Genomic DNA, 24,724 nt, shown 5'->3' with positions numbered 1-24,724 from the left:
CAAGCGGACCAGTTGGATCGCTAAGACGCACCAGGCACTTGCTGCTCCACTTCGGCTGTGAGGCAGTAGCCAGTCCCGCGCACCGTACGGAGATACCGCGGTGAGTGCGGATCGTCACCCAGCTTGCGCCGAAGATTACTCACATGCACCCCCAGAGTGGACCGGCCACCGGCAGACGCATCCCCCTCAGGATCAGCTGCAATTGACGCCACGTCACCGGTTCACCCGGACTCTCCGCCAGCGTGCAGAGAACCTCAAACTCTGTGCGGGTGAGCAGCAACGGCTCGCCGCGGAGGAACACTCGACGCGCGGCCACATCAATATGGAGATCTCCGATCTCACGGCGATGCGTCTCGTCGCCGCCACCGCCGCCGCGTGGTTCGCCGTCGACACGGCAATGCCTCAGCGCCAGCCGAATTCGCACGTTCAGCGCCTCGATGTCATCCACGGAGACGACCCCGGCAGTAAGGAGCAGCGGGATGACATCGCCGTCGCTGAGAGCAACCACGCCGACCTGAGTTTCCTGACGGATGCGGTCGAGCATGGCCTTGCCCAGCCCCTGAGTGCCGACGCACACCACGACCACATCGGGATCACGCTCGCGCAGTCCTGTGAGTGCAGCACCTGGCGAGTAGGCCACCTCCACGGCGAAATCGCCGGCGAGTAGGTGTCGCGCCACGGTGGTCGCATAGATGCGTCGAGGCTCCACCAGGAGCACACGGATGCGGCCGGCGGCCGCCGCTGGAGGTACGGAACCAGCGACAAGACGGTGCGACTCGATCGTCGTGGCACTCTCCTTAGCCGTTCGAGAAAACAAGCGCGCGCTCGCGCATTCCTCGCTGCGCCGCCCACGAGACAGCCTACCGTCATCTACGTAGTTGCTACGTAGATAACGCGCCGAGTGGCAAGTTCAGCGCCGGTTCGCGTGATCAACGGCCGTTGTGCGGTCACCGCATTCGCCCGAGAGCGTTGCAATACCGCTTATGCCGACGCCTGTACGTGCAATCATTCGACCTCGGCGCCACCGCGCTTTGCACTGGTCATCTACGGTTTGACTACGTAGATAATTTGCGAGTGGACTCAGGCGTCAGGCAGTCAAGGAAGGATTGCTGGGTGGGCCAATACCGACCGCCAAAGGGTCCTCGTCCGCCCCAGGTGCGCATTGGCCGTCCCGAACCCGGATCAGAGCTAGGTGGCACCTAGTGGTGGCAGAGCACCTGGATGAACGCCGGAGTGGCGAGCATGGTGGCGATGGCGGCAACCAGGAGAGCGCGGTGACGCCACCGCACGTGCCGACGCGTCGGGGTGACCAGTCGCTCAGCGCGGGTGATGACCGCCGTTGCCGCCGCGGCCAGACCTTCGGCCACAGGAGGTCGGTGACCGGCCAACGCAAGCAGCCCCGTGAGCAACGGACGAGTGCCGACGCGACGAGCGGCGGTATCGTCCGCGCACATCTCCAGCAGCTCCGCCACAGCCTGATGTGCGCAGGCGAACAAGGGAAGCTGAGGAAGGGTGGCGGCGAGGGCACGCAGCACCATGAGAATGTGGTGATGATGCCCTGAAAGGTGGGCATCCTCGTGCGCGAGAACCGCTTTCATCTGCGCTCGGTTCAACGATTTCACGGCCGCCGAGGTGACGACGATCGCATGGGGGCGGCCGATGACACAGTAGGCGGCGGGAAGGTCGGCCTCCACGACAACGACGTGGGGATGGTCGGTGGGCCGACCGACGATCCGCGCGGCATGGGCGTGCTCGTGGCTTCGGGTGCGCAGTCTGGACAGGCAGCGGCCTAGTCGCAGCGCCACGACCGCCGATGTCAGTAGTCCCCCGCCGATCAGGGCAATGGAACCGAGGCGTCCCGCCAGCGGCGTGTGATCGGAGAATCCGAACAGTTCCAGGCACAGGGTCACCACCGAGCCGTCGAGGATGCTGTTCGACGTCGCGGTGACCACCAGCACCACTGCGGCCAGCCACGCCGCTAGCGCGGCGGCAATGGTGGCCAGCCAGGCGGCGACACCCATGGACGGGCTCACCCCGCCACGAGTGAGGCGCCGCAGTACCGGTGGAGCAAGCCACGCCAGCGCTGCGCCGTAGAACACCAGCCACAGAGCCGTCGTCATGATCGCCGCCCCTTTCGCAGCGCCGCCTTCAGTTGCGCCGACTGCTCTGTATTCATCTGCTCAAGGAAGAATGCCAGCACAGTGTTGGTGTCGCCGCCGGAGTCGAATGCGGCTTTCATCAGACGCGCTGAGCGCTCCTCACGACTCATCGCCGCCCGGTACACATAGGCCTTGCCGTTGCGCTGCCGTTTGAGCCACCGCTTGCGATACAGGTTGTCCATGGTCGACAACACGGTGGTGTACGCAATGGGTCGCTGCTGGGACAGGTCCTCAAATACGTCACGCACTGTGACCGGCTCCTCGTGATCCCACACCCAGTCCATGACCACCGCTTCGAGATCGCCGAATCCTCGCTGTTCCATCCGCCGCAACTCCTGCCCGCTCTGACGAGGTGGCCGATTCGCACAGCGCGGCACCCTGCAGCCTCCTAATGTAGCCGCCAACAGCCCAGATGCCGGGGACCTCGCCGCGGCTGCGCCACCAATGTTGATCCGCTACGGCGTGCGCCATCGAATCCGGTCCAAGGCACCGACCCCTCGGGCCCAAGAGCACATGCTGCCGGCCGGTCAGGTGTTACCGAGTTGAGACTGTGACAGGCGCTTCTCCTGATGCTGCAGTGATGTACGTTCCAACTACGTACTAAGCAACTACGTAGTTACAGCGCTAATAGGCCGTTGCACATGACACCTCGGCGCACTGCCCCCGACCGACTCGCGGCCACCGGCAGCCACCCCACAGGAGAATTGATGCGGCGCCTCACTTCACTTCTCACCACCGGGGTGATTTTTGCGGTGCTGGTGCTTCACACCTCGGGCATCGCAACGGCCGGTCACGGAAGCGAACCTGATGGTGACAGCGAAACGGTCGCAGGACTTGTCGCTGCCGTTGCCGAAGCCAACCAGCAGGTCGCCGATATCGGCGCGGACATCCAACACAAACAGGAGAGCGTCAATCGGGCCCTGGTTGAGCTTGCCACCGCCCGCGAGGCGGTCGCCGAGGCGCACCGCACACTCGAAGACAGCGAGAGAGCACTCGCCGACAGCCAGACCGCCATCGACGCCACGCAGCAGCGTTTCGACGATTTCGCCGCCTCGACCTACATGAACGGCCCCTCCCGCGCGCTGCCGCTGGCAAGCAGCCCTGAAGACATCCTCTCGGCAGCCTCGACGCAGCAGACCTATCTCCTTGCCTTCGGCAGGGTCAAAGACGATCTTCGCCGACGCCAGACTGAACGCGCCAACCGACTCTCGGCCGCCAAGCAGGCTCGCCTGGACGCCGACGGAGCAGCGGGCGAAGCGCAACGGCGACAGGACGCCGCAGTCACCGAACTCGTTGGCGCGCAACGTGCATTCACCGATCAACAGTCCGACCTCACCCGGCTGGCCGCCGAACGGAACTCCGCACAAACCCGACTGACTACTGCCCGACCGGTAGCAGCTACCGCGCACCAGCCCATGGCCGCGCAATCCGGCGCCGCAGTGCCGCCGAGCGGCCAATGGGACCGCTCCAGTCCGGCACCGGCAGACAGCTCTGTCGCCGGCCAGTGGGACACCACGCTGCCGATGGTGCCCAGTGCCAATGTGGCCGGCGATCCGATAGCCATCATCAACGCCGTCCTCAAAATCATGGCGACCTCGCTGCAACTCACCGCAGACATGGGCCGAAACTTCCTCGTCAAACTCGGCATCCTCTCCCCCGCGACCGCCGCCGCAGATCCCGGCATCACCAACGGACGCATCCCCCGCCTGTACGGCCGTCAAGCCTCTGAATTCGTGATCCGACGCGCCATGTCGCAACTCGGCGTTCCTTACTCCTGGGGCGGCGGCAACGCCAATGGGCCCTCTCGGGGAATAGATCAGGGAGCCAACACCGTCGGCTTCGACTGTTCCGGCCTGATGCTCTACGCCTTCGCTGGCGTAGGCATCAAACTCGACCACTACTCCGGCTCTCAGTACAACGCCGGCCGCAAAGTGCCGTCATCGCAGATGCAGCGCGGGGATCTCATCTTCTACGGCCCCAACGCCAGCCAGCACGAAGCCATGTACCTCGGCGACGGCATGATGCTTGAAGCTCCCTACACCGGGTCAGTGGTCAAAATCTCACCCGTACGCAGCTCCGGGATGACGCCCTACGTCACGCGCTTGATCGAATACTGACACCTCGCGGCGAGCGCTACCTCGGGCGCGTCGCGGACCAGTCAGTCCGTTCCGGCGTGGCCGCTGCGAACAGGCTCCTGCAGTGCCTCCCGCCGCCGGCTGCGGCACGGCCGCCCAGAAGCGTGGAATAGGGCCGTCACGCCGGCGATGGCGGCGGCCCACAGCACGACAATGACGGCGCACAGGATCAGCCATGTTTGCCACCCGAGACTGTTCGGGCAGACGTCCATCAGCCAGCGCATGTCAGGCCCTCCTCAGCACTGAGAATCTCCCGGCCGCAGGGCGCAATCGGTATGAGTCTCGTAAAGATCTGCTGAAGATCGCGCCGCTCCGGCAGTCGAGCGCCGCTGCACCCGTATCAGCAGGCACCATGATGACCATGGATCACCATCCGGGTACGCCGCCTGAGCAGGCGAAGGGATACCGCGCCCTGGTCGTCGACGACGAACTTCCCCTGGCCGAAGTGGTGGCCAGCTATCTAGAACGCGAGCAGTTCGAGGCAGTGGTGGTTGGCAACGGCGTCGACGCGATCGCCGTCGCTCACGACCTCGACCCCGACGTCGTCATCCTCGACATCGGCCTGCCCGGCATCGATGGATTGGAAGTCTGCAGGCAGCTGCGCACGTTCTCCGACGCCTACGTCGTCATGCTCACCGCCCGCGACACCGAAATCGACACAGTCCTCGGCCTCACCGTCGGCGCCGACGACTACATCACCAAACCCTTCAGCCCCCGCGAACTCGTCGCGCGCATTCGCGCCATGCTGCGGCGGCCACGCGTCCTGCAATCAGCCACCGCAACCGCCGAAAATCCCGTAGCGCCACCGCGTCGCTTCGGCGCGCTGAGCATCGACGTCGCCGCCCGCGAGGTACGCATCGACGACGAACAAATCTTGTTGACCCGGACAGAGTTCGACATTCTTGAAGCCCTTTCCGGCCGGCCAGGGAATGTACTGAGCCGCCGTCAACTACTTGAAATCGTTCGCGACGGACCCTGGGTCGGCAACGAGCACCTCGTTGACGTCCACATCGGCCATCTGCGGCGCAAACTGGGCGACGATGCAGCCTCTCCGCGCTATATCGCCACGGTACGAGGTGTGGGATACCGGATGGGAACGGGACAGTGACTCCCGGGCCGGCGGCCACAGCTCGCCGACGTCGACGGTGGGGTCGACCCGGTATCGGCCTGCGGTTGCTGGCAGCCCAAGTCATTGTGTTGGTAGCTGGGGCCGCGACGACCGCGGTGGTGGCCGCCGTCGTCGGCCCTCCTCTGTTCCGTGAGCATCTTCATCTCGCGGGGGTGCCGATGGACTCACCGGAGGAAGTGCATGCCGAGGAGGCCTACGGCTACGCGACGGTGATGTCCATCGGGGGCGCCCTGGCGGTGTCGGCACTGGCCGCGCTTGCCGTCAGCTTCTACGTCAGTCGACGGCTCCAACGGTCCATCACCGAGGTTGCCTCCGCCGCCACCGATGTCGCTCAGGGGAATTACGAGATCCGTGTGTCACCGCCGCGACTGGGCGACGATTTCGACGCGCTCTCGACCGCCTTCAATCAGATGGCTTCCCGGCTCCAAGCGGTTGATTCGACAAGACAGCGATTGTTCGGAGACTTGGCGCACGAGATCCGTACACCGGTCGCGGTGCTGGAGGCCTATATCGAAGCACTCGAAGACGGTGTGCGTACTTTGACGCCGCAGACGGCGGCCATGCTGCGCGACCAGACCCGCCGGCTGGTGCGGTTCTCCGATGATGTCGCTGCTCTCGCGAAGGCCGAGGAAAGTTCAGTTTCCATGTCCTACGCCACTATTGACGTCGACCGCTTGACGCGCCAATGCGTCGCCGCGGCGCAGGAACGCTACGACAGCAAAGGTGTTGCGCTACGCGTGCGCCTACAGACAACACTGCCGCCGTTATGGGCCGACGAGCAGCGACTCTCCCAAGTCCTGGGAAACCTGCTGGAAAATGCGCTGCGGCACACACCATCCGGCGGCTCGGTCGACGTCAACTGTGTCCGCGACGGCGACCGGTTGAGGATCGCCGTCGCCGACACCGGTGAAGGGATTGCCCCCGAGCACCTCCCCCGGCTGTTCGAGAGGTTCTATCGGGCCGACGCCGCCCGCGATCGCGAGCATGGCGGCGCAGGTTTAGGGCTCGCCATCGCCAAAGCGCTGGTCGAGGCCCACGGCGGATCCATTTCCGTAGCGAGCGCTGGACTTGGCGCCGGCGCAACATTCACCGTCGACTTACCCGTCGCTCAGGTACGCGCCGAGGAGTTCCCTGTTGCGGGGGCCTCAGCGCGGACCTGACCGTCGCGCCTCTGACCTGTTACTTGTCCAGCATCCCCTGCATCGTGTCGATCTCCGCTTGCTGAGAGGACACAATGGCTTCCGCCATCTCCACCGCCGCCGGGAACTGGCCGATTTCAATTTCCTCCTGCGCCATCATGATTGCGCCCTTGTGATGGGCAATCATTTGCGTCAAGAAGAGTCGGCTCGCCTCCGCGCCCTGCGCGTTCTGCAGCGCAGCCATGTCGGCTTCCGACATCATGCCGTGGCCGCCGCCGCCCATACCGGGCATGTCGCCCATGTCGCCGCTCGGCATCTGGTGGCCAGGCATTGCGGTGCTGGTCGGCGCAGGTGCAGGCGAGGACGACACTCCCCAGTCCTGAAGCCAGCCCTGCATCTTCTCTATCTCAGGGCCTTGAGCGTTCTTGATTTCGTTCGCCAGCGAGATGACCTCGGGATCGATGCCTTGCTTGCCCAGAAGCATGTCGCTCATCTCGATCGCCTGCTGGTGATGAGGAATCATGCCTTGGGCAAACTTCACATCAGCGTCGTTGTGTGTGCCGTCGCTGCTGGCAGCGCTCGGCGATGCCGATGCTGCCGCCGAGGTGCTGCTCGTCGATGGCTGAGAGTCAGTTGTCGCCTTCGAACAGGCACTGACAAGCAGGGCCGACGCCGCTAACGCCGCAAACCCAATCTTGAATCGCTTGTGCTGCATCGCACATCCTTTCTCACACATCTTGGTGACACCATGCGTCCCCGCGGCAAGCGCTCTCGCCGCCTCAGTCCAGCCTCAAGACTCCGCGTATGGGTCGGCTCGTGTTCCGATAAAGATTTGATGAAGACGCCTCGCCGCCCCGTCGGCACCCGTCGCGCCGCCCAAGGTCATACCAGCGTCACGCCGTTGCCCTGTGCCACCCATCTACTATTGCACTACGTAGATCATCCGAGACCGGAAGGTGTCAGTGTGCAGCTTCGTACATTCATTGCCGCAATTCTCACCGGAGCCCTGGCCGCGGCGTGTTCGTCGAACGCCCCCGACAGCGGACCCGCGATTGTGCCGGGCATGGTGCACATCCACGGTCTTGGTATCAATCCGGCCAACGAAAGCCTCTATGTGGCAAGCCATTACGGTCTCTTTGCGGTGGAGTCCGGTCAGGCGCCACAACGAGTCGGCGACCTAGCGCAGGACTTCATGGGATTTACCGTCACCGGCCCCGACGAATTCTTGGCCAGCGGCCACCCAGATCCGGCTGACCGTCAACAACCGCCACATCTGGGCCTGATCAAGAGCAGCGACGCCGGCCGATCCTGGGAATCTCTGTCGCTGCACGGCAGCGCCGATTTTCACGCACTCGAGTACCGCCACGGACGGGTCTACGGTCACGACAGCCAGTCGGGCACGGTGATGGTCAGCCTCGATCAGCAGTCCTGGCAGCGGCGAGCAGAAGTCTTTGCCTCTGACCTCGCAGTATCACCCGCAGACGCCGATGAGATCCTCGCGACCACACGCCAAGGGCTCCTCCGAAGCAACGACGGCGCAAGGACGTTCGCCACAGTCAACGGCGCACCGGCACTGGTACTCGTCAGCTGGCCCGAGCGCGGTCCCCTGCTCGGAGTCGACCTCGAAGGAAGCCTCTACACCAGCACCGACAACGGGCAGACCTGGCAGCCACGACACACCCTGAACGCCAAACCTCAGGCCCTTCTCGCCGCTGGCGACGGCCAGGTCTACATCGCCACAGATAGCGCCATCTACACCTCCACCGACGACGGAGCCACGGTGAACGTCCTCACCGCTGTCGAATAAGAGCTCGGGCCGAAGAACCACCCCAGAGCCAGGCCCCCTCGCCTGCGAACAACCGTCAGGCCGGAGGACCACACACGCTCACAGATGTCGCCGCCATTTGACCAGCCGACCCAGTCCATCTCGACCGCTGATCACATCGCCTAGTGTCCTGACTAGACGCTCCAGGTCGTACACATCGACGCGATCAGCGAGTGGACTGCGCCATTGCCACATGTTCTTCGAGGACTGCGCAAGCGTCTGGCGTGTTCCCGTTGAATGAGCCCAACCAGTTTTAGAGTCCTGTGGCCCCATGTCGGGCGAGAAGGGACGATGAAACGTATGGCTGGTCGGAAGCGGAATTCCGCAGAAGACATCGTGCGCAAGTTGCGCCGAGCAGATGAGCTGGCCGCAGAAGGCAAGACCGGCGAGGAGATCGCCGGCGAGCTGGAGGTCTCGCCGGCGACGCTGTACAACTGGCGCCGTTCCTACGGCGGGATGGACACCGACGCCGCCAAGGAGCTCAAGGAGCTGCGCGAGCAGAACGCCCGGCTTAAGCGGCTACTCGCCGAAGCCGAGCTGGTCAAAGACGCCCTGCGGGAGGTCGCTAAGGGAAAATTCTGAGCCCAGCTGCCAAGCGCCGCGCCGTCGAGATGCTCGCCAATACGTTGGGCATGTCGGAACGGTTGGCGTGCAAGGCCGTTGGGCTGGCCCGCTCCACCTGCCGTCGCCTGCCGTTGGCACAGACCCCGACCGATCCGGACGCCGAAATGAGGGCTTGGCTGCGCGCCTACGCCACCAAACACCCGTGCCATGGGTTCCGGCGCGCCTGGGCGGCGTTGCGCTACGACGAGCGCCGTGAGGTCAACAAGAAGAAGATCCACCGACTGTGGCGTGAAGAGGGTCTGCAGGTGCGCGTGCACAGCCCCCGTAAGCGGGCCGGCGTTTCCTCGGTGCCGCCGATCGTCGCCGATGCGCCGAAGGTGGTGTGGGCGATCGACTTCCAGTTCGACTCCACCGTCGACGGTAAGGCCATCAAGATCGCCTCGATGATCGACGAGCACACCCGCGAGTCGCTGCTGAACCTGGTTGAGCGCTCCATCACCGGCGAGCACCTGGTCGAGGAACTGAAAGCGGTGTTCGCCGCCCACGGCGGCCCGCCGAAGGTACTGCGGCTCGACAATGGCCCGGAGATGGTTTCCCAAGCGCTGCAACGTTTCTGCGAGCACAAGACCGGGATGGTCTACATCCCGCCGGGCTGCCCGTGGGACAACGGCTACATCGAATCCTTCAACAACAGACTCAGGAAGGAGTGCCTCAACCGCAACTACTGGACCACCCTGTTCGAGGCCCGCGTGGTCATCAGCGACTTCAAGGACGAGCACAACACTCGACACCGTCACTCGGCCCTGGGCTACCGCACGCCGGCCGAGTACGCTGCGGCCTGCGGGTGTACCCACACCCCGGTGGCCTGCAGCATCAACTGAGAACGGATCAAACCAACCCGACTCTAGAAACGGGTGGACTCAGAAACGGGGACTCGCCACGTCGCCTGAGCGTGGCTTAGTACCGCCGGACGTTGTGAATGGGTGCGGAGGAAATCGGCGCGACCTTCACCGGCGTTCCGTAGGTCGATGCATGGACCATCATCCCGTCACCGATGTAGATACCCGCGTGAGAGACGTCGGCATAGAAGGTCACGATGTCACCGGGTTGAAGATCTGAGGTGGCCACCGGCTGCCCGCCCTGAGCAAGCGCCTGACTGGATCGGGGCAACGACTTCCCGTTCTGCAGGAATGCCCACTTGATCAACCCTGAGCAATCGAACGCATCCGGACCGGTAGCGCCCCACGAATACGGTGACCCCACTCGTGTCAGGGCGGCCTGCACTACCGCAGTTCCACCGCCGAAGGACCCCACGCCCGCCGGGCCCGGCATGGCGACAATGCTGGGATCGCTCGCCGGCGGGGGCGGCGGCAGGGCCGGGGGCGGCGGGCCCGGATCGGCCAAGATGGCCTGCTGGTCGGGTGTCAGAGCGTCGTAGCGGGCCTGCACCGCAGCAATCTGCTCCTGCATTCGACGCTGTTTGGCCCCAAGGTCGGTTCGTACCGCCGCGGCCTCGTTCGCCGCAGTCCGTGCTTGTGCTGCCGACTTTGCAGACCGGTCCGCGGCGGTGGCGGCGCGCGCACTCGCCGATCGGAACGCGGCCATCTGCACTGTCAGCTCCGATGCAACCGTCTTCTGAATCGCCAGCTGTTCGATGAGTTCCTGCGGAGACGTCGCAGTCAGTGCCGCCGCCAAGGTGTCGGTACGGCCACCCATGTAAGCAGCCGCTGCCAACTTATCGACTGCAGCCTGATACTTCGCCAGATCGGCCGACGTTGCATCGACGGCCACGCGGTCAGCGGCCGCCTCATTCTCCGCGACCAGCTGCACGGAGAGCTTTTCGTCGAGGTCGATTTGCGCGGAGTGCATCTGCTCTGTGGTCTGCTCAGCAAGACGCGACAGTTCGGTGAGTTCGGCGAGCGCATCGGCCGCCGGATCAGCGCTGACGTCGGTCGCGAGAAGCGCAGCAAGAACACCGATAGCCCCCAAGATGACGGCGAGCCGTTTAGCCATCGCGCGCGATCGGGCCTCAAACACAGGCAAAGTCACAACAGCGGAAACCTTCGGTGAAGTATGAAAGTACGTAGTAGATACGTAGGTCACGGTTAGGTTACGAGGTCAGGTGACTGCTGTCCACCCGGGTTACGAACGCGATCGTGACCTGCCTCAGAAATCGCGCGATTCGACCCGCAAAACCGGGGCACCGCCCCCGACCTGCTCAGACGTAACCGGCCGACGCTAATTCGCTAGCCTAACTAGGTTCCATCGAAAAACTGGAAATTCCCAGAAATTTCCAGTTTTGTGTCGGAGCCTCCGGTCGAGAAACGGAACTAACAGCCAATCGTCGCTACTGGAGTATCCCAGGACATCGGCGACGTACTGGTCATACCAGTACCCGTTCGCGGCGTTCTCTTTGAGCGTGTCGTAGGCCTTGCTCCACCGGTCGATGTCCCAGTCCGCACCGCGCTCCAGGTATCGTTGCCAGGCTTCCCATTTGGCTCGATCGAAGTAGCGGATGGTCGGTTTGATGGTGCCGTCGGGATTGCGCTCGAAGCCTTCGGCAGGAACGAGGCTGTGCTTGTCGAGCCGCAACTAGGCCGTGTCTGATAAATGCGGTAGCCAAAGTGTGATGGCCCTTAGGACTGCTCCGCCGCGGTAAACGATGGCGAGTTTGTCGTAGCGGGTGGCCAGACCGCGCCATTGCTTGACGACGTTGAAGTTGCGTTCGATGACGTTGCGGCCCTTGTAGTCTTCGGCATCGAAGGCTGGTGGTCGCCCGCCTTGGGTGCCACGACGTTTGCGGTGGCCGATCTGATCGGACGGTTCGGGAATGACTGCGACGATCCCTCGTCGTCGCAGCCGCTGTCGAGTCGCTCGGCTGGAATAGGCCTTGTCGCCACGCAGGCGATCAGGCCGCGTGCGTGGCCGCCCCCGACCGCAGCGCTCGACTTTCAGGTGGGCGAGCAAATGCTCCAGAACCGGTCCGTCGTTGGCTTGGCCAGCGCCCACGAGCACGACCAACGGTCGTCCGTGGCCGTCGACGAGGTGATGGATCTTGCTGGTCAGTCCGCCGCGGGAGCGGCCAATGCCGTGGTCAGGCGGCTCGCTGGCCAGATTTGTGTAATTCGACCCAGCCCCCTGTGTCACGGGTGATGTTCGTGGCATGTTGATGAGCACGGGCGATCGTGGAATCCACCGACACCGACCAATCGATGATCCCGGCTTCGTCGGCGGCAGCCAGCAACCGCGCCAACACCGCATCCCAGGTGCCCTCTGCGCTCATCCTTCGATGCCAGGTCCAGATCGTCTGCCACGGCCCAAACGCCTCGGGAACGTCGCGCCAGGCGATGCCGCACCGGTACCGGTAGATGATCCCCTCGAGCATCTGGCGGGCATCCCGAAAAGGCCTGCCCTTCTTACCTGTCCGAACAGGAAGAAGCTCTTCAATCAACGACCATTGAGCATCGGTGAGCAGCTGGAACCGTGACATGGCCTAAGTCTCAGCCGAAACACCCGAAACATTTGTCAGACACGCCCTAGGTGCATTTCGACGACTTCAGATAGCTCCCCGTCGTAGACGAACTTCGTACCAACGCCTACGCGTACACCAGCCTGTTTCATAGCCCCTGCTCCAATACGGTGGCTCGGCCAAGCCTGTGGTCGAGATTGACTTCGAACTCGTGGCGCCACAGCATGCTCAGCAACGCCGGACGAACCAACGGCTTGGGTCGGCCCGCGATGACCGCTTCGGCCTGAAGCATGGGGAGGCCTACCAATTCGTCTCTCCTGCAACGCAACTCGGACAAGATGTCTTGGTTGATAAGCCATTCACGGCGGTACCCGGCAAGGAATCGCACGTTACCCATGCGGACGATGTCGGGCTCATTGACAATCTTGTACGACCAGCCCAGCGACTCGACGACTAGCTTCGTCCACCGGCACAATCTGACGACGCGCGGATGGTCCATCCGCCCGGCGCGCACCACATCGACCACCACCGGCCCAGACTCCGTGTCAAACAGGTAATCGGGAACGTGCCAACGGTGATGATCATCGACGTCTGTGGCGTGTTCCCGTTGAATGAGCCCAACCAGTTTTAGAGTCCTGTGGCCCCATGTCGGGCGAGAAGGGACGATGAAACGTATGGCTGGTCGGAAGCGGAATTCCGCAGAAGACATCGTGCGCAAGTTGCGCCGAGCAGATGAGCTGGCCGCAGAAGGCAAGACCGGCGAGGAGATCGCCGGCGAGCTGGAGGTCTCGCCGGCGACGCTGTACAACTGGCGCCGTTCCTACGGCGGGATGGACACCGACGCCGCCAAGGAGCTCAAGGAGCTGCGCGAGCAGAACGCCCGGCTTAAGCGGCTACTCGCCGAAGCCGAGCTGGTCAAAGACGCCCTGCGGGAGGTCGCTAAGGGAAAATTCTGAGCCCAGCTGCCAAGCGCCGCGCCGTCGAGATGCTCGCCAATACGTTGGGCATGTCGGAACGGTTGGCGTGCAAGGCCGTTGGGCTGGCCCGCTCCACCTGCCGTCGCCTGCCGTTGGCACAGACCCCGACCGATCCGGACGCCGAAATGAGGGCTTGGCTGCGCGCCTACGCCACCAAACACCCGTGCCATGGGTTCCGGCGCGCCTGGGCGGCGTTGCGCTACGACGAGCGCCGTGAGGTCAACAAGAAGAAGATCCACCGACTGTGGCGTGAAGAGGGTCTGCAGGTGCGCGTGCACAGCCCCCGTAAGCGGGCCGGCGTTTCCTCGGTGCCGCCGATCGTCGCCGATGCGCCGAAGGTGGTGTGGGCGATCGACTTCCAGTTCGACTCCACCGTCGACGGTAAGGCCATCAAGATCGCCTCGATGATCGACGAGCACACCCGCGAGTCGCTGCTGAACCTGGTTGAGCGCTCCATCACCGGCGAGCACCTGGTCGAGGAACTGAAAGCGGTGTTCGCCGCCCACGGCGGCCCGCCGAAGGTACTGCGGCTCGACAATGGCCCGGAGATGGTTTCCCAAGCGCTGCAACGTTTCTGCGAGCACAAGACCGGGATGGTCTACATCCCGCCGGGCTGCCCGTGGGACAACGGCTACATCGAATCCTTCAACAACAGACTCAGGAAGGAGTGCCTCAACCGCAACTACTGGACCACCCTGTTCGAGGCCCGCGTGGTCATCAGCGACTTCAAGGACGAGCACAACACTCGACACCGTCACTCGGCCCTGGGCTACCGCACGCCGGCCGAGTACGCTGCGGCCTGCGGGTGTACCCACACCCCGGTGGCCTGCAGCATCAACTGAGAACGGATCAAACCAACCCGACTCTAGAAACGGGTGGACTCAGAAACGGGGACTCGCCATCTGCAGTCAACTTGAACGGCTGCGCAACGACGTGACGCACCGTCGGATCGAAATCTGCCAGGATGAGATTGGCCAGCTCCAGCCGCGATTCATAGATGACATGGTCACGCTCGGTCGTCGCCCAGTACGTTCCCGAGTAGTGGCGCTGACCGTAGTACCACCGGAACGTGCGCCACGGCTTCGCCCGGAACAAGGACGTCGCCGACACCTTAAGCGCCGAAAGGCAGCGTTCTTCTCCTACCGCTGGCCGATAAGCGATGGCCGCGGAATCAACATCAACATTCACAACGTCCGACATAGCCGCACCGCGGGTTCAGCTTGCCACTTTGTCCCAGTTAGCACAGCCAAACGCGACAATTCAATCGCAGAAAACGACTAGCCTAGCTACAGGCTTTCTCATCTTTATGGCGAATTCGCCACCGACTCGCCATTCCTGTGAGAAGGTCGCCACCTATTTTGAGAACCTACAACAGGTTTCTGATCACCGCGCCATATTCGTAAACCGCGACAGGTGCAGTTGGTGTGCCACCGTGATATTCGCGGTCGGCCCGTTGCGGTGCTTGCCGAGGATGATGTCGGCTTCACCGCCGCGCGGGTCCTCGCGGTCGAACGCATCGGGCCGGTGCAGCAGCATGACCATGTCCGCATCTTGCTCAAGACTGTTATGCAAGCTAACTAAATTGGCGACGAAATTGTGCGTGCCGCTTACCGTTCCGTCGTACACGTCGTGCTCGCCGATACTCTCGATCTCGACGATCCTGTCCCAGAGCACATCGTTTGTTGCCAGATCATCCAACTCCTGGCTGTCGAACACGCGGGCGATTCGACGAAGCCGCTTGCGCCCCGGTGAATGCGTCCACATCTTGGAACCGTCGAACCTCGTGTTGGTCGCTAGCGCAAAGTCCTGTTCTGTCCAGTTACGTTCCGCCAGAATGGTCTTCACTCGATTCCATACCTCGACCGGTACGGTGTCGGAACTGGCTCGCGACTTGACGTCCTTCAACTGGGTCAGCACCTCGCGGCAGGCGAAGAACTTCTGTCCCTGGCCGTCGACCCAGTACAGAAAACGACGTTGGTTCGCAGCGCCTTGAATCGCCACGTGCCACGAGTCCCGGTATCCGGCCTTGGGAGCACGGCAAAGGCGAGCTTGAATTCCCAGCCTCAAGAGCAGGAGCACCACATCGTCGGCCAACTGGCGGCTTGTGGACGCGTAGTAAATCCGGCCTTGACCGCATTGATAGTCCCAGCGCACCGACCCATCCGTCGCCCACAGATGCTGCAGGAACAACGCGATCTGGTCATTCGGCAGCGCGAAAATCTCTTGGGGAACGAACTTCTCGTAGCTGCGCTTCCCGAACAGCCCCAACTTGTCCAGCCACGCCGCAATGGGATTCCGCTTGCCGTGTGTCAGACGGTACGGCGCCGGTAGCCGAAGCGTGGTTACCCGAGCCGCCGGGTACTCGTCGCGAACTGCCGTGACTCCAAAGTGCTTGGCGGCCTTGGTGACGGCCAGCAGGTTCTGCTCGTCAATGCTGGCGTATCGGATGGGCTGGCGCTTCACGCAGGAGCCGTCGCCGATCATGTGGGCGAGCATGATGATTTCGGACTCGTCCATGCGCTCGGTATGTACTGGCTCGGGAACACGACGCGGCGCAGCAACTCGGGCGCCAACTGCCAACTCATCCAGAGGGATCCAGCCGTCGATCGTGTGGAATGGGTGGTTCGCAGTCGCCTCGACGACACGTCCCGAGGCCAACCGCACCTTGAACACTTCCTTGTGCCCGCTGTAGAACACGTTGGTCATCGGCCGGGCCACCATGCGCTTGCGCTCATCCAACGACCACACCAGGGGCCGCTCACCGGTCTCCATCAGCTCACCGAAGGTGACCTCAGCACCCGTGTCGGCCCGCAGGATTCGGGTGTTGGCGGTCATGCAGCCTGACTCACGAAGGTCGGAGACCTGTGGGCGCTTGTCGGTGCGCTGCTCGGGACCACGGTTCAGCTGGCTGATCGCGACCACCGGCACGTGCAGTTCCTTGGCCATCAGCTTGAGGCTTCGAGAGAAGTCCGAGACTTCCTGCTGGCGCGAATCGTATTTCTTGCCCGAGCTCATCAGCTGCAGGTAGTCGACGACGATCAGCTGCAGATCGGCCTTCTTCTTCAGGCGTCGCGCCTTGGCCCGGATCTCCATCATGGTCAAGTTCGGCGAGTCATCGATGTAGAGCGGCGCCTCGCTGATCTCGCTCATCCGTCGCGCCAGCCGAGTCCAGTCGTCATCATTCATGCGGCCGGACCGCATATCGCCGAGCTTGATGTTGGCCTCCGCCGACAGCAGACGCATGACGATCTCGGACTTGCTCATTTCCAGCGAGAAGATGACGCTGGCCTGCCGGTGCTTGATGGAGCAGGACCGCATGAAGTCCAGCCCCAGCGTCGAATTGTGCGTCGGCACCATGCCGCGACCGGCCAGGTACAGGTGCGCGTGGTTGTCCACCTCGACACAGCGCACCGCCACGCTGTCCACGCGGCGCACCTCGACGATCTGCAGCGGCGGCGCCAGCACCATCGCGGTGCCGTGCGCTGAGGCCACCGGCGCTCCGGCCGGGGCGACACTGTCCAGCCCGCTGCGCAGCTGCGTCGTGGTGCGGACCCCGAAACCCGTCGGCCACTGGTGCTGCGCGTCGGCGACGATGACGGTGCCGTCGGAGAATTCGACTTCGTAGCAGGGCCGCCCGAGCAGGATGCCGCTCTCGGCCACGACGCGGGTCGGCTCCCCGTCGGCGCCCAGCAGTTCATCCCCCACCGAGACATCACCCATGGTGGTCCAGCCGGTCGGCGTCGGCAGCGGGGTGTCCAGCGCCAGCGCCTTACCCACGCCAGGCCGCGCCGCGATGATGATCATCTGCCCGCCGTGCAGACCGTTGGTGATCTCGTCGAGGTCGACGAACCCGGTCGGGATTCCGCGCGAGATACCCCCCGAAGACGCGATGGCGTCGATCTCGTCCATGGTGGGCTGCAGCAGGTCTTCGAGGGCGACGAAGTCCTCGGACTGCCGCCGGTCGGCGACGTCATAGATCTCGGACTGGGCGCGGTCCACGATGTCATGCACATCGGCCCCGTCGGCACCGGCATAGCCGTATTGCACGACGCGTGTGCCGGCCTCCACGAGGCGGCGCAGCAGCGCCTTCTCGGCCACGATGGTGGCGTAGTAGCCCGCGTTGGCCGCGGTCGGCACGGTGGAGATCAGGGTGTGCAGATAGGGGGCCCCGCCGACGCGACGCAGCAGCCCGCGCCGGTCGAGATCGGAGGCGACAGTGACGGCGTCGGCCGGCTCCCCGCGGTCGTAGAGATCCAGAATCGTCTCGGCGACATCCTGGTGGGCGGGCCGGTAGAAATCGCTGGGCCGCATCTTCTCCAGGACGTCGGCGATCGCGTCCTTGGACAGCAGCATGCCGCCCAGCACGGCCTGTTCGGCCGCCATGTCCTGCGGGGGCTGGCGCCCGATGTCCTCGCGGGGCGGCTCATCGATTCCCGGGTCACCACCACGACTGAAATCGTCTACGACAGCCACTGAGCGTCCCACCTCCCCCTCTGAAAGTCATCGCACATACATTCGATGCCACCTGCGCGCGACAGTAACGAACGCCCCCGACAAGTAGCGCGGAGGTGGTCGCGACGGCAAACGTAAGGCTTTGCTGTGTCGCGTGCAACCGGGCCCTGTTAGCGAACCTGTGGATGCCGTGTGCACAGCTTCGGTCAGCGGTGTTGACGGGTTGTGGACAACCTGTGCACAAACTCCCGACTTCTGCGACCCGCTGCAGGTCGGGACCGATTTCCCGAGATATGACGCTGTGGACACTAACTGCCACGGCGTGTCGGGTTAGGTTGCACTTCCGGGCGTGTTGGATTGCGCCGAGAAGCCGAACAGGTTAACAGCAGGGTTGTGTTGCTGTATGTGGATTACGCAGACCAGTTCGCTGGGCCCGACCCTCACGACACAGCAACGCCCGGGTAGGAAGCAATGAGCTTCCGACCCGGGCGTTTGAGGACCGCTCTTACTCCGCAGTGACGTTCAGCGAGACCGCGGCGGTGACGCCGGGGTGCAGCTTGACGCCGATCTGGTAGGTGCCGGTGGCCTTGATATGGGCCTTCGGCAGCTCCACGGTGCGCTTGTCGAGGTTCGGTCCGCCGGCCTTCTTGATCGCTGTGACGACCGAGGTGGGGGTGACCGAGCCGAACAGCTTGCCGCCGTTGGACGCGGCGCGGACCGGGAGCGTGACGGCGCCCAGGCCCTCGAGCGCGGTCTTCAGTTCGTTGGCGTGCTCGACGCCACGAACTTCCTTGATCTCGCGGGCACGACGGATCTCTTCGGCCTGGCGCTCGGCGCCACGGCTGGCCGCGATCGCCAGACCGCGGGGCAGCAGGTAGTTACGGCCGTAGCCGTCCTTCACCTCGACCGAATCGCCGGCGATACCCAGGTGTTCCACCTCAGCGGTGAGAATCAGCTTCATGGTGTGTCTCTCCCCTACCGCGTCGACGAACCGAACGGCAGCAGAGCCACCTCGCGGGCATTCTTGACCGCGACGGCGACGTCGCGCTGGTGCTGGACGCAGTTACCGGTCACCCGGCGGGCGCGGATCTTGCCGCGCTCGCTGATGTAGGTGCGGAGCAGCCCGGTGTCCTTGTAATCGATGATCTGGTTCTTGCCCTTCTTCGAGCAGAACACGCACTTGCGGGTCTTGACCGGCTTTTCCGGTGCCGGCCGCCGCTTGTTGGTCTTGGCCATGGGTCAATCTCTTTCTTGAAAACTGCTGAAAATACTTGTCAGAAGGGCGGTTCGTCGTCGCTGCCGCTGTAGGAACCGGCCGCCGGGGCGCTGCCCCACGGATCGTCCTTGGGCTGCTGTTCGGAACCGCCGCCGCCGCGTGGCGCACCACCGCCGCTGTTACCACCGCCGCCGCCGAACCCACCGCCGCCACCGCCACCGCGGCTGGCCTTGTTGACCTTGGCCGTGGCGTAGCGCAGCGAGGGGCCGATCTCGTCGACCTCGAGTTCGACAACGGTGCGCTTCTCACCCTCGCGGGTTTCGAAGGACCGCTGCTTGAGCCGACCGGAGACGATCACCCGCGAACCGCGGGTGAGGCTCTCGGCCACGTTCTCGGCCGCCTCACGCCAGATGTTGCAGCGGAGGAACAGCGCTTCGCCGTCCTTCCACTCATTGGTCTGACGGTCGAACGTCCGCGGCGTGGAAGCCACGGTGAAGTTCGCGACCGCGGCACCGGACGGCGTGAAACGCAGTTCCGGGTCAGCGGTCAGGTTTCCGATAACAGTGATGACGGTGTCACCAGCCACGAGATCCTCCTGGGCGTGTAGTCAAAGCGGCGTATGCGTACAAGTGCAGTCGCAGGCGAGCCTACGGACTTGCACCGACGTACACAGTGGTGTCGCGTCGACTCAGTGCTTGTCGGTCCGCATCACCTTGGTGCGCAGCACGGACTCGTTCAGATTGAGCTGGCGATCCAGCTCGGAGACGGTCGCGGGCTCAGCCTTCAGATCGACGACGGCGTAGATGCCCTCGGCGTGCTTGGCGATCTCGTAGGCCAGCCGGCGGCGGCCCCAGATATCGACCTTGTCGACACTGCCACCGTCCTTGCGGATGACGTTCAGGAACGTCTCCAGCGAGGGAGCTACGGTGCGCTCGTCAAGAGTGGGGTCAAGGATGACCATGACTTCGTATGGACGCATAAGGAACCCATCACCTCCTATGGTCGTTGCGGCCACGGCGTGTTCCGTGGCAGGAGGGTCGCCTGCGTCGGCAACCGGGCTAGGTTACCGGAACGGGTGCTGATCTGCGAAATCCTCACCCCGGGCGTCCTTGGGTGGGGGCGCCGGCAGCGGCTCCGGCTCGGTCGGACGCAGCCACGTCGGCAGCCACCGCGGCGGGTTGTCCGGGGCGCGGTCGAACACCCCGCCGGACGGGTCGTCGACGGCACCGTGATGGCGGACCAGGTCCAGCTCGGGCCTGCGGATCTGGCGGATCACCAGCACGATCAGCACCACCACCGCGATATCGCGCAGCAGCACGGTGGTGGTGAACCACTGCTCGGGCAGCCCACGGTTCTGCTCGCCGTACAGATAGAGCATCCGCGGAATCCAGACCAGCGCGTCGATCGTCATCCAGGCCAACAGGATTCGGCGGTGCGGCAGCGCCAGCACGGCCAGCGGCACCAGCCACAGCGAGAACTGCGGGCTCCACACCTTGTTGGTCAGCAGGAACGCGGCCACCACCAGGAACGCCAACTGAGCCAGCCGCGGGCGCTGGGCGGCCGTCAGCGCCAGATAGCCGATCCCCGCGCAGCACAGTCCGAACAGCACCGCGGTCACCGCGTTGGTGACCGTCGGCGGCTCCCAGAACCCCAACCCCGGGTCGAAGCCCTGCCAGCCGGTGAACGACTTCACCACGTTGTAGATGGAGTCCATGTCGTCACCGCGGCGGGTGTTGAGCCGGAAGAACTCCGACCAGCCGCGCGGGAACAGCACCAGCACAGGCAGATTGACCGCCACCCAGGCAAGGACCGCGGCGACCGTCGTGCGAGTGAACTCCCGCATCCGCCCGGTCCGCAGGCACAGCACCAGCAGCGGCCCCAGCAGCAGCAGCGGATAGAGCTTGAGCGCGACCCCGATTCCGATCAGCGCCCCGGCCAGCACGGGTCTGCGGCGCGACCAGGCCAGCAGCGCGGCCGTCGCGCAGGCCACCGCCAACGCGTCGAAGTTGGTGAAGATCTGGAAGATCAACAGCGGCGACGCCGCCACCAGGGCGGCATCCCAGATGCGCCGGCCGGCCAGCAGTGCGGTCGCCCAGACCGTCAGCAGCCAGGCCAACGCCAGCCCGAACGCGGAGATGTTGAAGAACATCACCACCTCGGCCACCAACGGCACCGACACCAGCGTCGTCAGCGCCGAATAGGTTTTCGCCAGCGACATCGACAGGTACTGGTAGATGCCGGTCAGGACCGGATACTCCATGTAGCGGATGGGCGGGCTGCCGTCGAACACGACGTGCGGGTTACCGTCGCCGTCCTTCTCGATCCAGCTGGACTTGTACGGAAACTTGCCCTGGTTCAACAGTTCCGCGGTGTACAGCGGGACCGTGTCCGAGTAGCACAGCGAGTAGTAGGCGCGCTGGTTCTCCCAGTTGGCGACGCGCTGCGCGGCGGTGCCGGTGTCGGTGGACTGCAGGCAGGCCGCCTTGGTGGAGTAACCCAGCGCCAAGAAGATGACGCCGATCAGCAGCATCACCCGCAGCGGTGTCCAGAACCGGGAACGCCCGATCATCGCGTGGCGACCGACCGGGCCGCCGACGGTCGCAGCGAGCGCCGAGCCGATCGCGTCATTGCGGCTGGGCATGTCCCGGCCGTCGTCACTGCGCCGGTCAGCCGCGAGCGGCGCGGGTGAAACAGTGCCCGCGTCGCGCTCGGTCACGGCGGCGGCGGGATCGGTGCGCCCGGCGCGACCGGTGCGCCGGGCGGGGGCGGCGGTGCGTTGGGATCACCGGGCGGCGGCGGCGGACCGACCGGCACCGTCGTCGGCGGACCCCACGGAATGGTGATGCCCGGGGCGATCTCCAGCGTCGGCTGGATCACCGTCTCCGACGGCGGCGGCGGGATGGCCGGATCCGAGGACGGCGGCGGTGGGGGTGGAGCGGCCGGCGGGCCGGCGTAGCCGCCGATCTCGGGCGGCTTCGGGAACGTCTCGTTGTCGGTGCCGTCGAGGGCACCGTCCATGGTGGCCTTCCAGATGTCCGACGGCAGCCCCGAGCCGTAGACCGGGCCACCCCACTGGTTGACCAGCGGCTTGTCCCCGCCGGTGGTGCCCACCCAGACCGCGGTGGACAGCGACGGCGTGAAGCCGACCATCCAGGCATCCCGGTTGGCCCCGGTATCACCGAGCTGGTTGGTGCCGGTCTTGGCGGCCGACGGACGCCCACCGGCCAGATTGTGGCCGTTGGAGTAACCGGCGATCGGCTGCATCGCGGCGGTCACGTTGTCGGCGACGGCGGAGTCGATGCGCTGCTCGCCCTCGTCGCCCCCGGAGTTGTCGAACAGCACGTTGCCCTGCGAGTCCTCCACCTTCTGCACGAAATGCGGCCGGTGGTAGACCCCGGAGTTGGCCAGGGTGGCGTACGCGGAGGCCATGTCGATGACCCGGCTCTGGTACTGCCCGAGCACGACGCCGTTGTTGGGGGGACCGCCCTGGCCGTCCTCGCTCAGCGTGTGTTCCACACCGGGGAAGCTCTCGGCGATACCGGCCTCGTGCGCGGCGTCGGCCACGTCCTGCGGGCCGTTCTGCAGCTTGAGCATCAGCCGGTAGTAACTGGTGTTCAGCGACCGCTTGAGCGCCTCGGCGATATTGCAGGTGCCGCAGCCACCACCCTCGACGTTGGTGATCTTGATGCCGTTGAGCTCCAGCGGTGAGCTGTCGATGTTGTAGCCCAGCCCGATGCCCTGCTGCAGCGCCGCCACGAGAGCGAACACCTTGAACGAGGAGCCGGTCGGCAGACCGGCCTGCGCGAAGTCGAAGCCGTTGGCATCCGATCCGCCGTAGTACGCCTTGACCCCGCCGGTGCGCGGGTCGATCGACACCACCGCCGACCGCATATCGGGCTCCTGGTTTTCCAGGGTCTCGGCGACGGCTTCCTCGGCGGCCCGCTGCGCCTGCGGGTCGATCGTGGTGGTGATCTTCAGGCCCTCGGTGTTCAGCGTCTGCTCGGTGATGTCGAAGAGCTCGAGGAGCTCCTTGGTCACCTGGCGCTCGATGAGTCCGTTGGGGCCGGTGGTCTGGTTGGCCGTGCTCGCGAAATCGGGTGCCACCGTGGGTGGGAACACCTGGGCGGCCCGGTCGGCCGGGGACAGCGCTCCGATCTCGACCATCCCGTCGAGCACCCAGTTCCAGCGGTCGGCCGCGCCCTCGGGATCCACCGCCGGATCCAGCGTGGAGGGCCGCTGGATGAGCGCCGCCAGCAGCGCACCCTCGGCCACGTTGAGCTGCTCCACCGGCTTACCGAAGTACGCCTGGGCCGCCGCGGAGATGCCGTACGAGCCGCGGCCGAAGTAGATGATGTTCAGGTAGGACTCGAGCACCTGGTCCTTGGACCACTCCCCCGACATCTTGGTGGAGATGACGAGTTCCTTGGCTTTTCGCACCAGCCCGCCGACGCCGGAGCGTTCGTCGCCGACGAGGGCGTTCTTGACGTACTGCTGGGTGATGGTCGATCCGCCCTGCAGCCCGCTGCCACTACCGAACAGGTTGTTCAGGAAAGCGCGCGCGAATCCGGTGAAGGAGAAGCCCGGGTTGGAATAGAAGTCCCGGTCCTCGGCGGCCATCACCGCGTTGCGGACCTGCACCGGGATCTGGTCGATTTTCACATCGACGCGGTTGCCCTCGGGGGGAATGATTTTCGCGAGCTCGCTGCCATCGCTGGCCAGGATCGTGGAGACCTGCGCGGTGCGGATGTCACCCGGTTTGGGCACGTCGACGATCAGGTACGCCATGCCGAAGGTGATCATCGGCAGCGCCACGAACAGCACCAGCGCGGCATAGAGCGTGCGGCGCACCCACTTCCACTGGAAGCCGGGTCCGGACTTGGGGGCGGGAGCCCCGGGAGGCGGCCCACCGGGGCCACCCGGACCGCCGGGGCCACCGGGCGGCGGGGGCGGGAACGGCGGCCGACGCGGCGGCCCACCGTCGAGGGCGGCCTTGACGACATCGATCGGGTCGCGCAGGTGCGGTGCCACCTCGTGGCGGACCGGCGGGATCAGCGCGGTCCTACGGTCGTCCGGGACACCGCCGGTGGGCGGTTTGCGGTGCGCGGGTGGGTTCGGGCGCGCAGGGCTCGCGCCAGCGGACCGCTCGTTTCCGGCTTCGTCCGCTGACCTGCTTTGGCGCCCTTCGCTATTCACTGGCCGTACGCGCGTCGGAACGCGCCGTTCGAGTGCTCTTGCCGCGTGTCCCGTTCTTCGGGCGCGGCGTGCCGAGCACGTACGACTTGACCAGATGGTTCCAACTGCAAGTGCGGCATACCTCCACCACATGGACGGCGAATTCGTCGAAACGGGTCGCGAGCAGCACCAACTCCTCAGCGGTGCGCGCCGAACCCGACACCGCGCCGAGGTGCTCCCCGAACACCCAGGACACCAGGGTCAGCTGTTCCTTACGGCAGATCGGACACATCACCGAGCTGGTTTTCCCGTGGTACTTGGCGGCGCGCAACAGGTAGGGGTTCGCATCGCAGACCTCGGTGACACCGGTCCGCCCGGAATACACCTCGGCCAGCAGGGACCGACGCCGCAGGGCGTAGTCCACCACCTGTCGCTGCAATCGCACGACCACCAGAGTACGTCGGTGCCCCAGCTACCGAGGCGCGAC

At 64.8% G+C, this 24,724-nt stretch carries 24 protein-coding genes and 1 pseudogene; 6 read left to right on the top strand and 19 right to left on the bottom strand.

Going from position 1 to position 24,724, the window contains the following annotated elements; all coding sequences use genetic code 11:
* Window positions 1-20 precede the first annotated feature (20 nt).
* The 4 genes from EXE63_RS32965 to EXE63_RS14960 all read right to left on the bottom strand — a co-directional run bounded on the left by EXE63_RS32965 (window position 21) and on the right by EXE63_RS14960 (window position 2,482).
* Entirely contained in the window at window positions 21-143 is a 123-nt protein-coding gene (locus tag EXE63_RS32965; protein ID WP_234904505.1) for a winged helix-turn-helix domain-containing protein, read from the bottom strand.
* Window positions 140-718, bottom strand: a complete 579-nt coding sequence (locus EXE63_RS14970; protein ID WP_234904504.1) for a response regulator transcription factor — start codon at window positions 716-718, stop codon at window positions 140-142. Before EXE63_RS14970 ends, EXE63_RS32965 begins: the two co-directional genes overlap by 4 nt.
* A 481-nt stretch (window positions 719-1,199) precedes the next feature.
* Complete coding sequence (locus tag EXE63_RS14965; protein WP_168142578.1) at window positions 1,200-2,120, bottom strand: M56 family metallopeptidase; 921 nt, start codon at window positions 2,118-2,120, stop codon at window positions 1,200-1,202.
* A complete protein-coding gene (locus tag EXE63_RS14960; RefSeq protein WP_168142577.1) occupies window positions 2,117-2,482 on the bottom strand; it encodes a BlaI/MecI/CopY family transcriptional regulator in 366 nt (121 codons plus the stop codon). Before EXE63_RS14960 ends, EXE63_RS14965 begins: the two co-directional genes overlap by 4 nt.
* 384 nt (window positions 2,483-2,866) lie before the next feature.
* Between EXE63_RS14960 and ripA the strand changes: the two genes are divergently transcribed.
* Entirely contained in the window at window positions 2,867-4,276 is a 1,410-nt protein-coding gene (gene ripA, locus EXE63_RS14955) for an NlpC/P60 family peptidoglycan endopeptidase RipA (protein WP_168142576.1), read from the top strand.
* A 41-nt stretch (window positions 4,277-4,317) separates the two neighbouring features.
* Here ripA and EXE63_RS14950 read toward each other — a convergent pair whose 3' ends face one another.
* Window positions 4,318-4,518, bottom strand: coding sequence for a hypothetical protein (locus tag EXE63_RS14950; RefSeq protein ID WP_168142575.1), 201 nt, complete (start codon window positions 4,516-4,518; stop codon window positions 4,318-4,320).
* Between the two features lie 128 nt (window positions 4,519-4,646).
* Between EXE63_RS14950 and EXE63_RS14945 the strand changes: the two genes are divergently transcribed.
* Both EXE63_RS14945 and EXE63_RS14940 read left to right on the top strand, forming a co-directional pair.
* Window positions 4,647-5,402, top strand: a complete 756-nt coding sequence (locus EXE63_RS14945) for a response regulator (protein ID WP_168142574.1) — start codon at window positions 4,647-4,649, stop codon at window positions 5,400-5,402.
* The gene (locus EXE63_RS14940) at window positions 5,399-6,583 is read left to right on the top strand and encodes a sensor histidine kinase (protein WP_168142573.1); all 1,185 of its coding nucleotides are present in this window, start codon (window positions 5,399-5,401) and stop codon (window positions 6,581-6,583) included. Before EXE63_RS14945 ends, EXE63_RS14940 begins: the two co-directional genes overlap by 4 nt.
* A gap of 19 nt (window positions 6,584-6,602) precedes the next feature.
* Here EXE63_RS14940 and EXE63_RS14935 read toward each other — a convergent pair whose 3' ends face one another.
* Window positions 6,603-7,277: a DUF305 domain-containing protein gene (locus tag EXE63_RS14935; RefSeq protein WP_168142572.1), complete on the bottom strand. Its 675-nt coding sequence runs from the start codon at window positions 7,275-7,277 to the stop codon at window positions 6,603-6,605.
* 249 nt (window positions 7,278-7,526) lie between these two features.
* Between EXE63_RS14935 and EXE63_RS14930 the strand changes: the two genes are divergently transcribed.
* Window positions 7,527-8,369 carry a F510_1955 family glycosylhydrolase gene (locus EXE63_RS14930; protein WP_168145595.1) on the top strand — a complete coding sequence of 281 codons (843 nt, stop codon included), beginning with the start codon at window positions 7,527-7,529 and terminating at the stop codon, window positions 8,367-8,369.
* Window positions 8,370-8,687: 318 nt separating this feature from the next.
* Window positions 8,688-9,832 (top strand): IS3 family transposase gene (locus EXE63_RS14925; RefSeq protein ID WP_168140476.1). Its coding sequence is split into 2 segments (ribosomal slippage): window positions 8,688-8,955 and window positions 8,955-9,832, totalling 1,146 coding nucleotides; the frame shifts between segments, so codons are not numbered across the junction.
* Between the two features lie 76 nt (window positions 9,833-9,908).
* On the opposite strand, the gene ripC is transcribed toward EXE63_RS14925, so the two are convergent.
* From ripC to EXE63_RS14905, 4 genes are all read right to left on the bottom strand, one after another.
* Complete coding sequence (gene ripC / locus EXE63_RS14920; protein WP_168142571.1) at window positions 9,909-11,000, bottom strand: peptidoglycan hydrolase RipC; 1,092 nt, start codon at window positions 10,998-11,000, stop codon at window positions 9,909-9,911.
* A 189-nt stretch (window positions 11,001-11,189) separates the two neighbouring features.
* On the bottom strand, window positions 11,190-11,543 hold the full coding sequence (locus tag EXE63_RS14915; protein WP_168142570.1) for a hypothetical protein: 354 nt from the start codon (window positions 11,541-11,543) through the stop codon (window positions 11,190-11,192).
* A protein-coding gene (locus tag EXE63_RS14910) for an IS5 family transposase (protein ID WP_372451606.1) occupies window positions 11,544-12,441 on the bottom strand; the annotation gives its coding sequence in 2 pieces (ribosomal slippage) (window positions 11,544-12,056 and window positions 12,058-12,441; 897 coding nt in all). It lies immediately after the preceding gene.
* Window positions 12,442-12,568: 127 nt separating this feature from the next.
* A complete protein-coding gene (locus tag EXE63_RS14905; protein WP_234904503.1) occupies window positions 12,569-12,949 on the bottom strand; it encodes an endonuclease in 381 nt (126 codons plus the stop codon).
* A 145-nt stretch (window positions 12,950-13,094) separates the two neighbouring features.
* Between EXE63_RS14905 and EXE63_RS14900 the strand changes: the two genes are divergently transcribed.
* Window positions 13,095-14,239 (top strand): IS3 family transposase gene (locus EXE63_RS14900; protein WP_168140476.1). Its coding sequence is split into 2 segments (ribosomal slippage): window positions 13,095-13,362 and window positions 13,362-14,239, totalling 1,146 coding nucleotides; the frame shifts between segments, so codons are not numbered across the junction.
* 58 nt (window positions 14,240-14,297) lie between these two features.
* Here EXE63_RS14900 and EXE63_RS14895 read toward each other — a convergent pair.
* The 9 genes and pseudogenes from EXE63_RS14895 to EXE63_RS14855 form a co-directional block, all read right to left on the bottom strand.
* Window positions 14,298-14,492: pseudogene (locus EXE63_RS14895) on the bottom strand (TnsA-like heteromeric transposase endonuclease subunit); the annotation flags it as partial.
* Window positions 14,493-14,780: 288 nt separating this feature from the next.
* Window positions 14,781-17,870 (bottom strand): replicative DNA helicase, encoded by a 3,090-nt coding sequence (locus EXE63_RS14890; RefSeq protein ID WP_210000541.1) that lies wholly within the window; start codon window positions 17,868-17,870, stop codon window positions 14,781-14,783.
* Window positions 17,871-18,354: 484 nt separating this feature from the next.
* Window positions 18,355-18,810 carry a 50S ribosomal protein L9 gene (gene rplI, locus EXE63_RS14885; RefSeq protein WP_168142568.1) on the bottom strand — a complete coding sequence of 152 codons (456 nt, stop codon included), beginning with the start codon at window positions 18,808-18,810 and terminating at the stop codon, window positions 18,355-18,357.
* Between the two features lie 14 nt (window positions 18,811-18,824).
* Window positions 18,825-19,085: a 30S ribosomal protein S18 gene (gene rpsR, locus EXE63_RS14880; protein WP_057169210.1), complete on the bottom strand. Its 261-nt coding sequence runs from the start codon at window positions 19,083-19,085 to the stop codon at window positions 18,825-18,827.
* 38 nt (window positions 19,086-19,123) lie between these two features.
* Window positions 19,124-19,651, bottom strand: a complete 528-nt coding sequence (locus EXE63_RS14875) for a single-stranded DNA-binding protein (protein ID WP_168142567.1) — start codon at window positions 19,649-19,651, stop codon at window positions 19,124-19,126.
* Window positions 19,652-19,753: 102 nt separating this feature from the next.
* Entirely contained in the window at window positions 19,754-20,044 is a 291-nt protein-coding gene (gene rpsF / locus EXE63_RS14870; RefSeq protein WP_057169208.1) for a 30S ribosomal protein S6, read from the bottom strand.
* A gap of 84 nt (window positions 20,045-20,128) precedes the next feature.
* On the bottom strand, window positions 20,129-21,706 hold the full coding sequence (locus tag EXE63_RS14865; protein ID WP_168145593.1) for a glycosyltransferase family 87 protein: 1,578 nt from the start codon (window positions 21,704-21,706) through the stop codon (window positions 20,129-20,131).
* Between the two features lie 71 nt (window positions 21,707-21,777).
* The gene (locus EXE63_RS14860; protein WP_168142566.1) at window positions 21,778-24,258 is read right to left on the bottom strand and encodes a transglycosylase domain-containing protein; all 2,481 of its coding nucleotides are present in this window, start codon (window positions 24,256-24,258) and stop codon (window positions 21,778-21,780) included.
* Window positions 24,251-24,682 (bottom strand): DUF5318 family protein, encoded by a 432-nt coding sequence (locus tag EXE63_RS14855; RefSeq protein ID WP_057169383.1) that lies wholly within the window; start codon window positions 24,680-24,682, stop codon window positions 24,251-24,253. Before EXE63_RS14855 ends, EXE63_RS14860 begins: the two co-directional genes overlap by 8 nt.
* Window positions 24,683-24,724: the final 42 nt, after the last annotated feature.

The sequence above is a fragment of the Mycolicibacterium frederiksbergense genome, from assembly GCF_012223425.1.
GTDB lineage: Bacteria > Actinomycetota > Actinomycetes > Mycobacteriales > Mycobacteriaceae > Mycobacterium > Mycobacterium frederiksbergense.
The sequence above is the reverse complement of the archived record's forward strand: the minus strand, read 5'-3'. Positions and strand labels throughout refer to the sequence as shown.

What these genes read in the sequence shown, in the direction of transcription:
- EXE63_RS14965 (WP_168142578.1), bottom strand. Translation starts at nt 2,120, where the DNA reads ATGACGACGGCTCTGTGGCTGGTGTTCTACGGCGCAGCGCTGGCGTGG.
- EXE63_RS14960 (WP_168142577.1), bottom strand. Translation starts at nt 2,482, where the DNA reads ATGGAACAGCGAGGATTCGGCGATCTCGAAGCGGTGGTCATGGACTGG.
- ripA (WP_168142576.1), top strand. Translation starts at nt 2,867, where the DNA reads ATGCGGCGCCTCACTTCACTTCTCACCACCGGGGTGATTTTTGCGGTG.
- EXE63_RS14950 (WP_168142575.1), bottom strand. Translation starts at nt 4,518, where the DNA reads ATGCGCTGGCTGATGGACGTCTGCCCGAACAGTCTCGGGTGGCAAACA.
- EXE63_RS14945 (WP_168142574.1), top strand. Translation starts at nt 4,647, where the DNA reads ATGATGACCATGGATCACCATCCGGGTACGCCGCCTGAGCAGGCGAAG.
- EXE63_RS14935 (WP_168142572.1), bottom strand. Translation starts at nt 7,277, where the DNA reads ATGCAGCACAAGCGATTCAAGATTGGGTTTGCGGCGTTAGCGGCGTCG.
- rplI (WP_168142568.1), bottom strand. Translation starts at nt 18,810, where the DNA reads ATGAAGCTGATTCTCACCGCTGAGGTGGAACACCTGGGTATCGCCGGC.
- rpsR (WP_057169210.1), bottom strand. Translation starts at nt 19,085, where the DNA reads ATGGCCAAGACCAACAAGCGGCGGCCGGCACCGGAAAAGCCGGTCAAG.
- rpsF (WP_057169208.1), bottom strand. Translation starts at nt 20,044, where the DNA reads ATGCGTCCATACGAAGTCATGGTCATCCTTGACCCCACTCTTGACGAG.
- EXE63_RS14865 (WP_168145593.1), bottom strand. Translation starts at nt 21,706, where the DNA reads ATGCCCAGCCGCAATGACGCGATCGGCTCGGCGCTCGCTGCGACCGTC.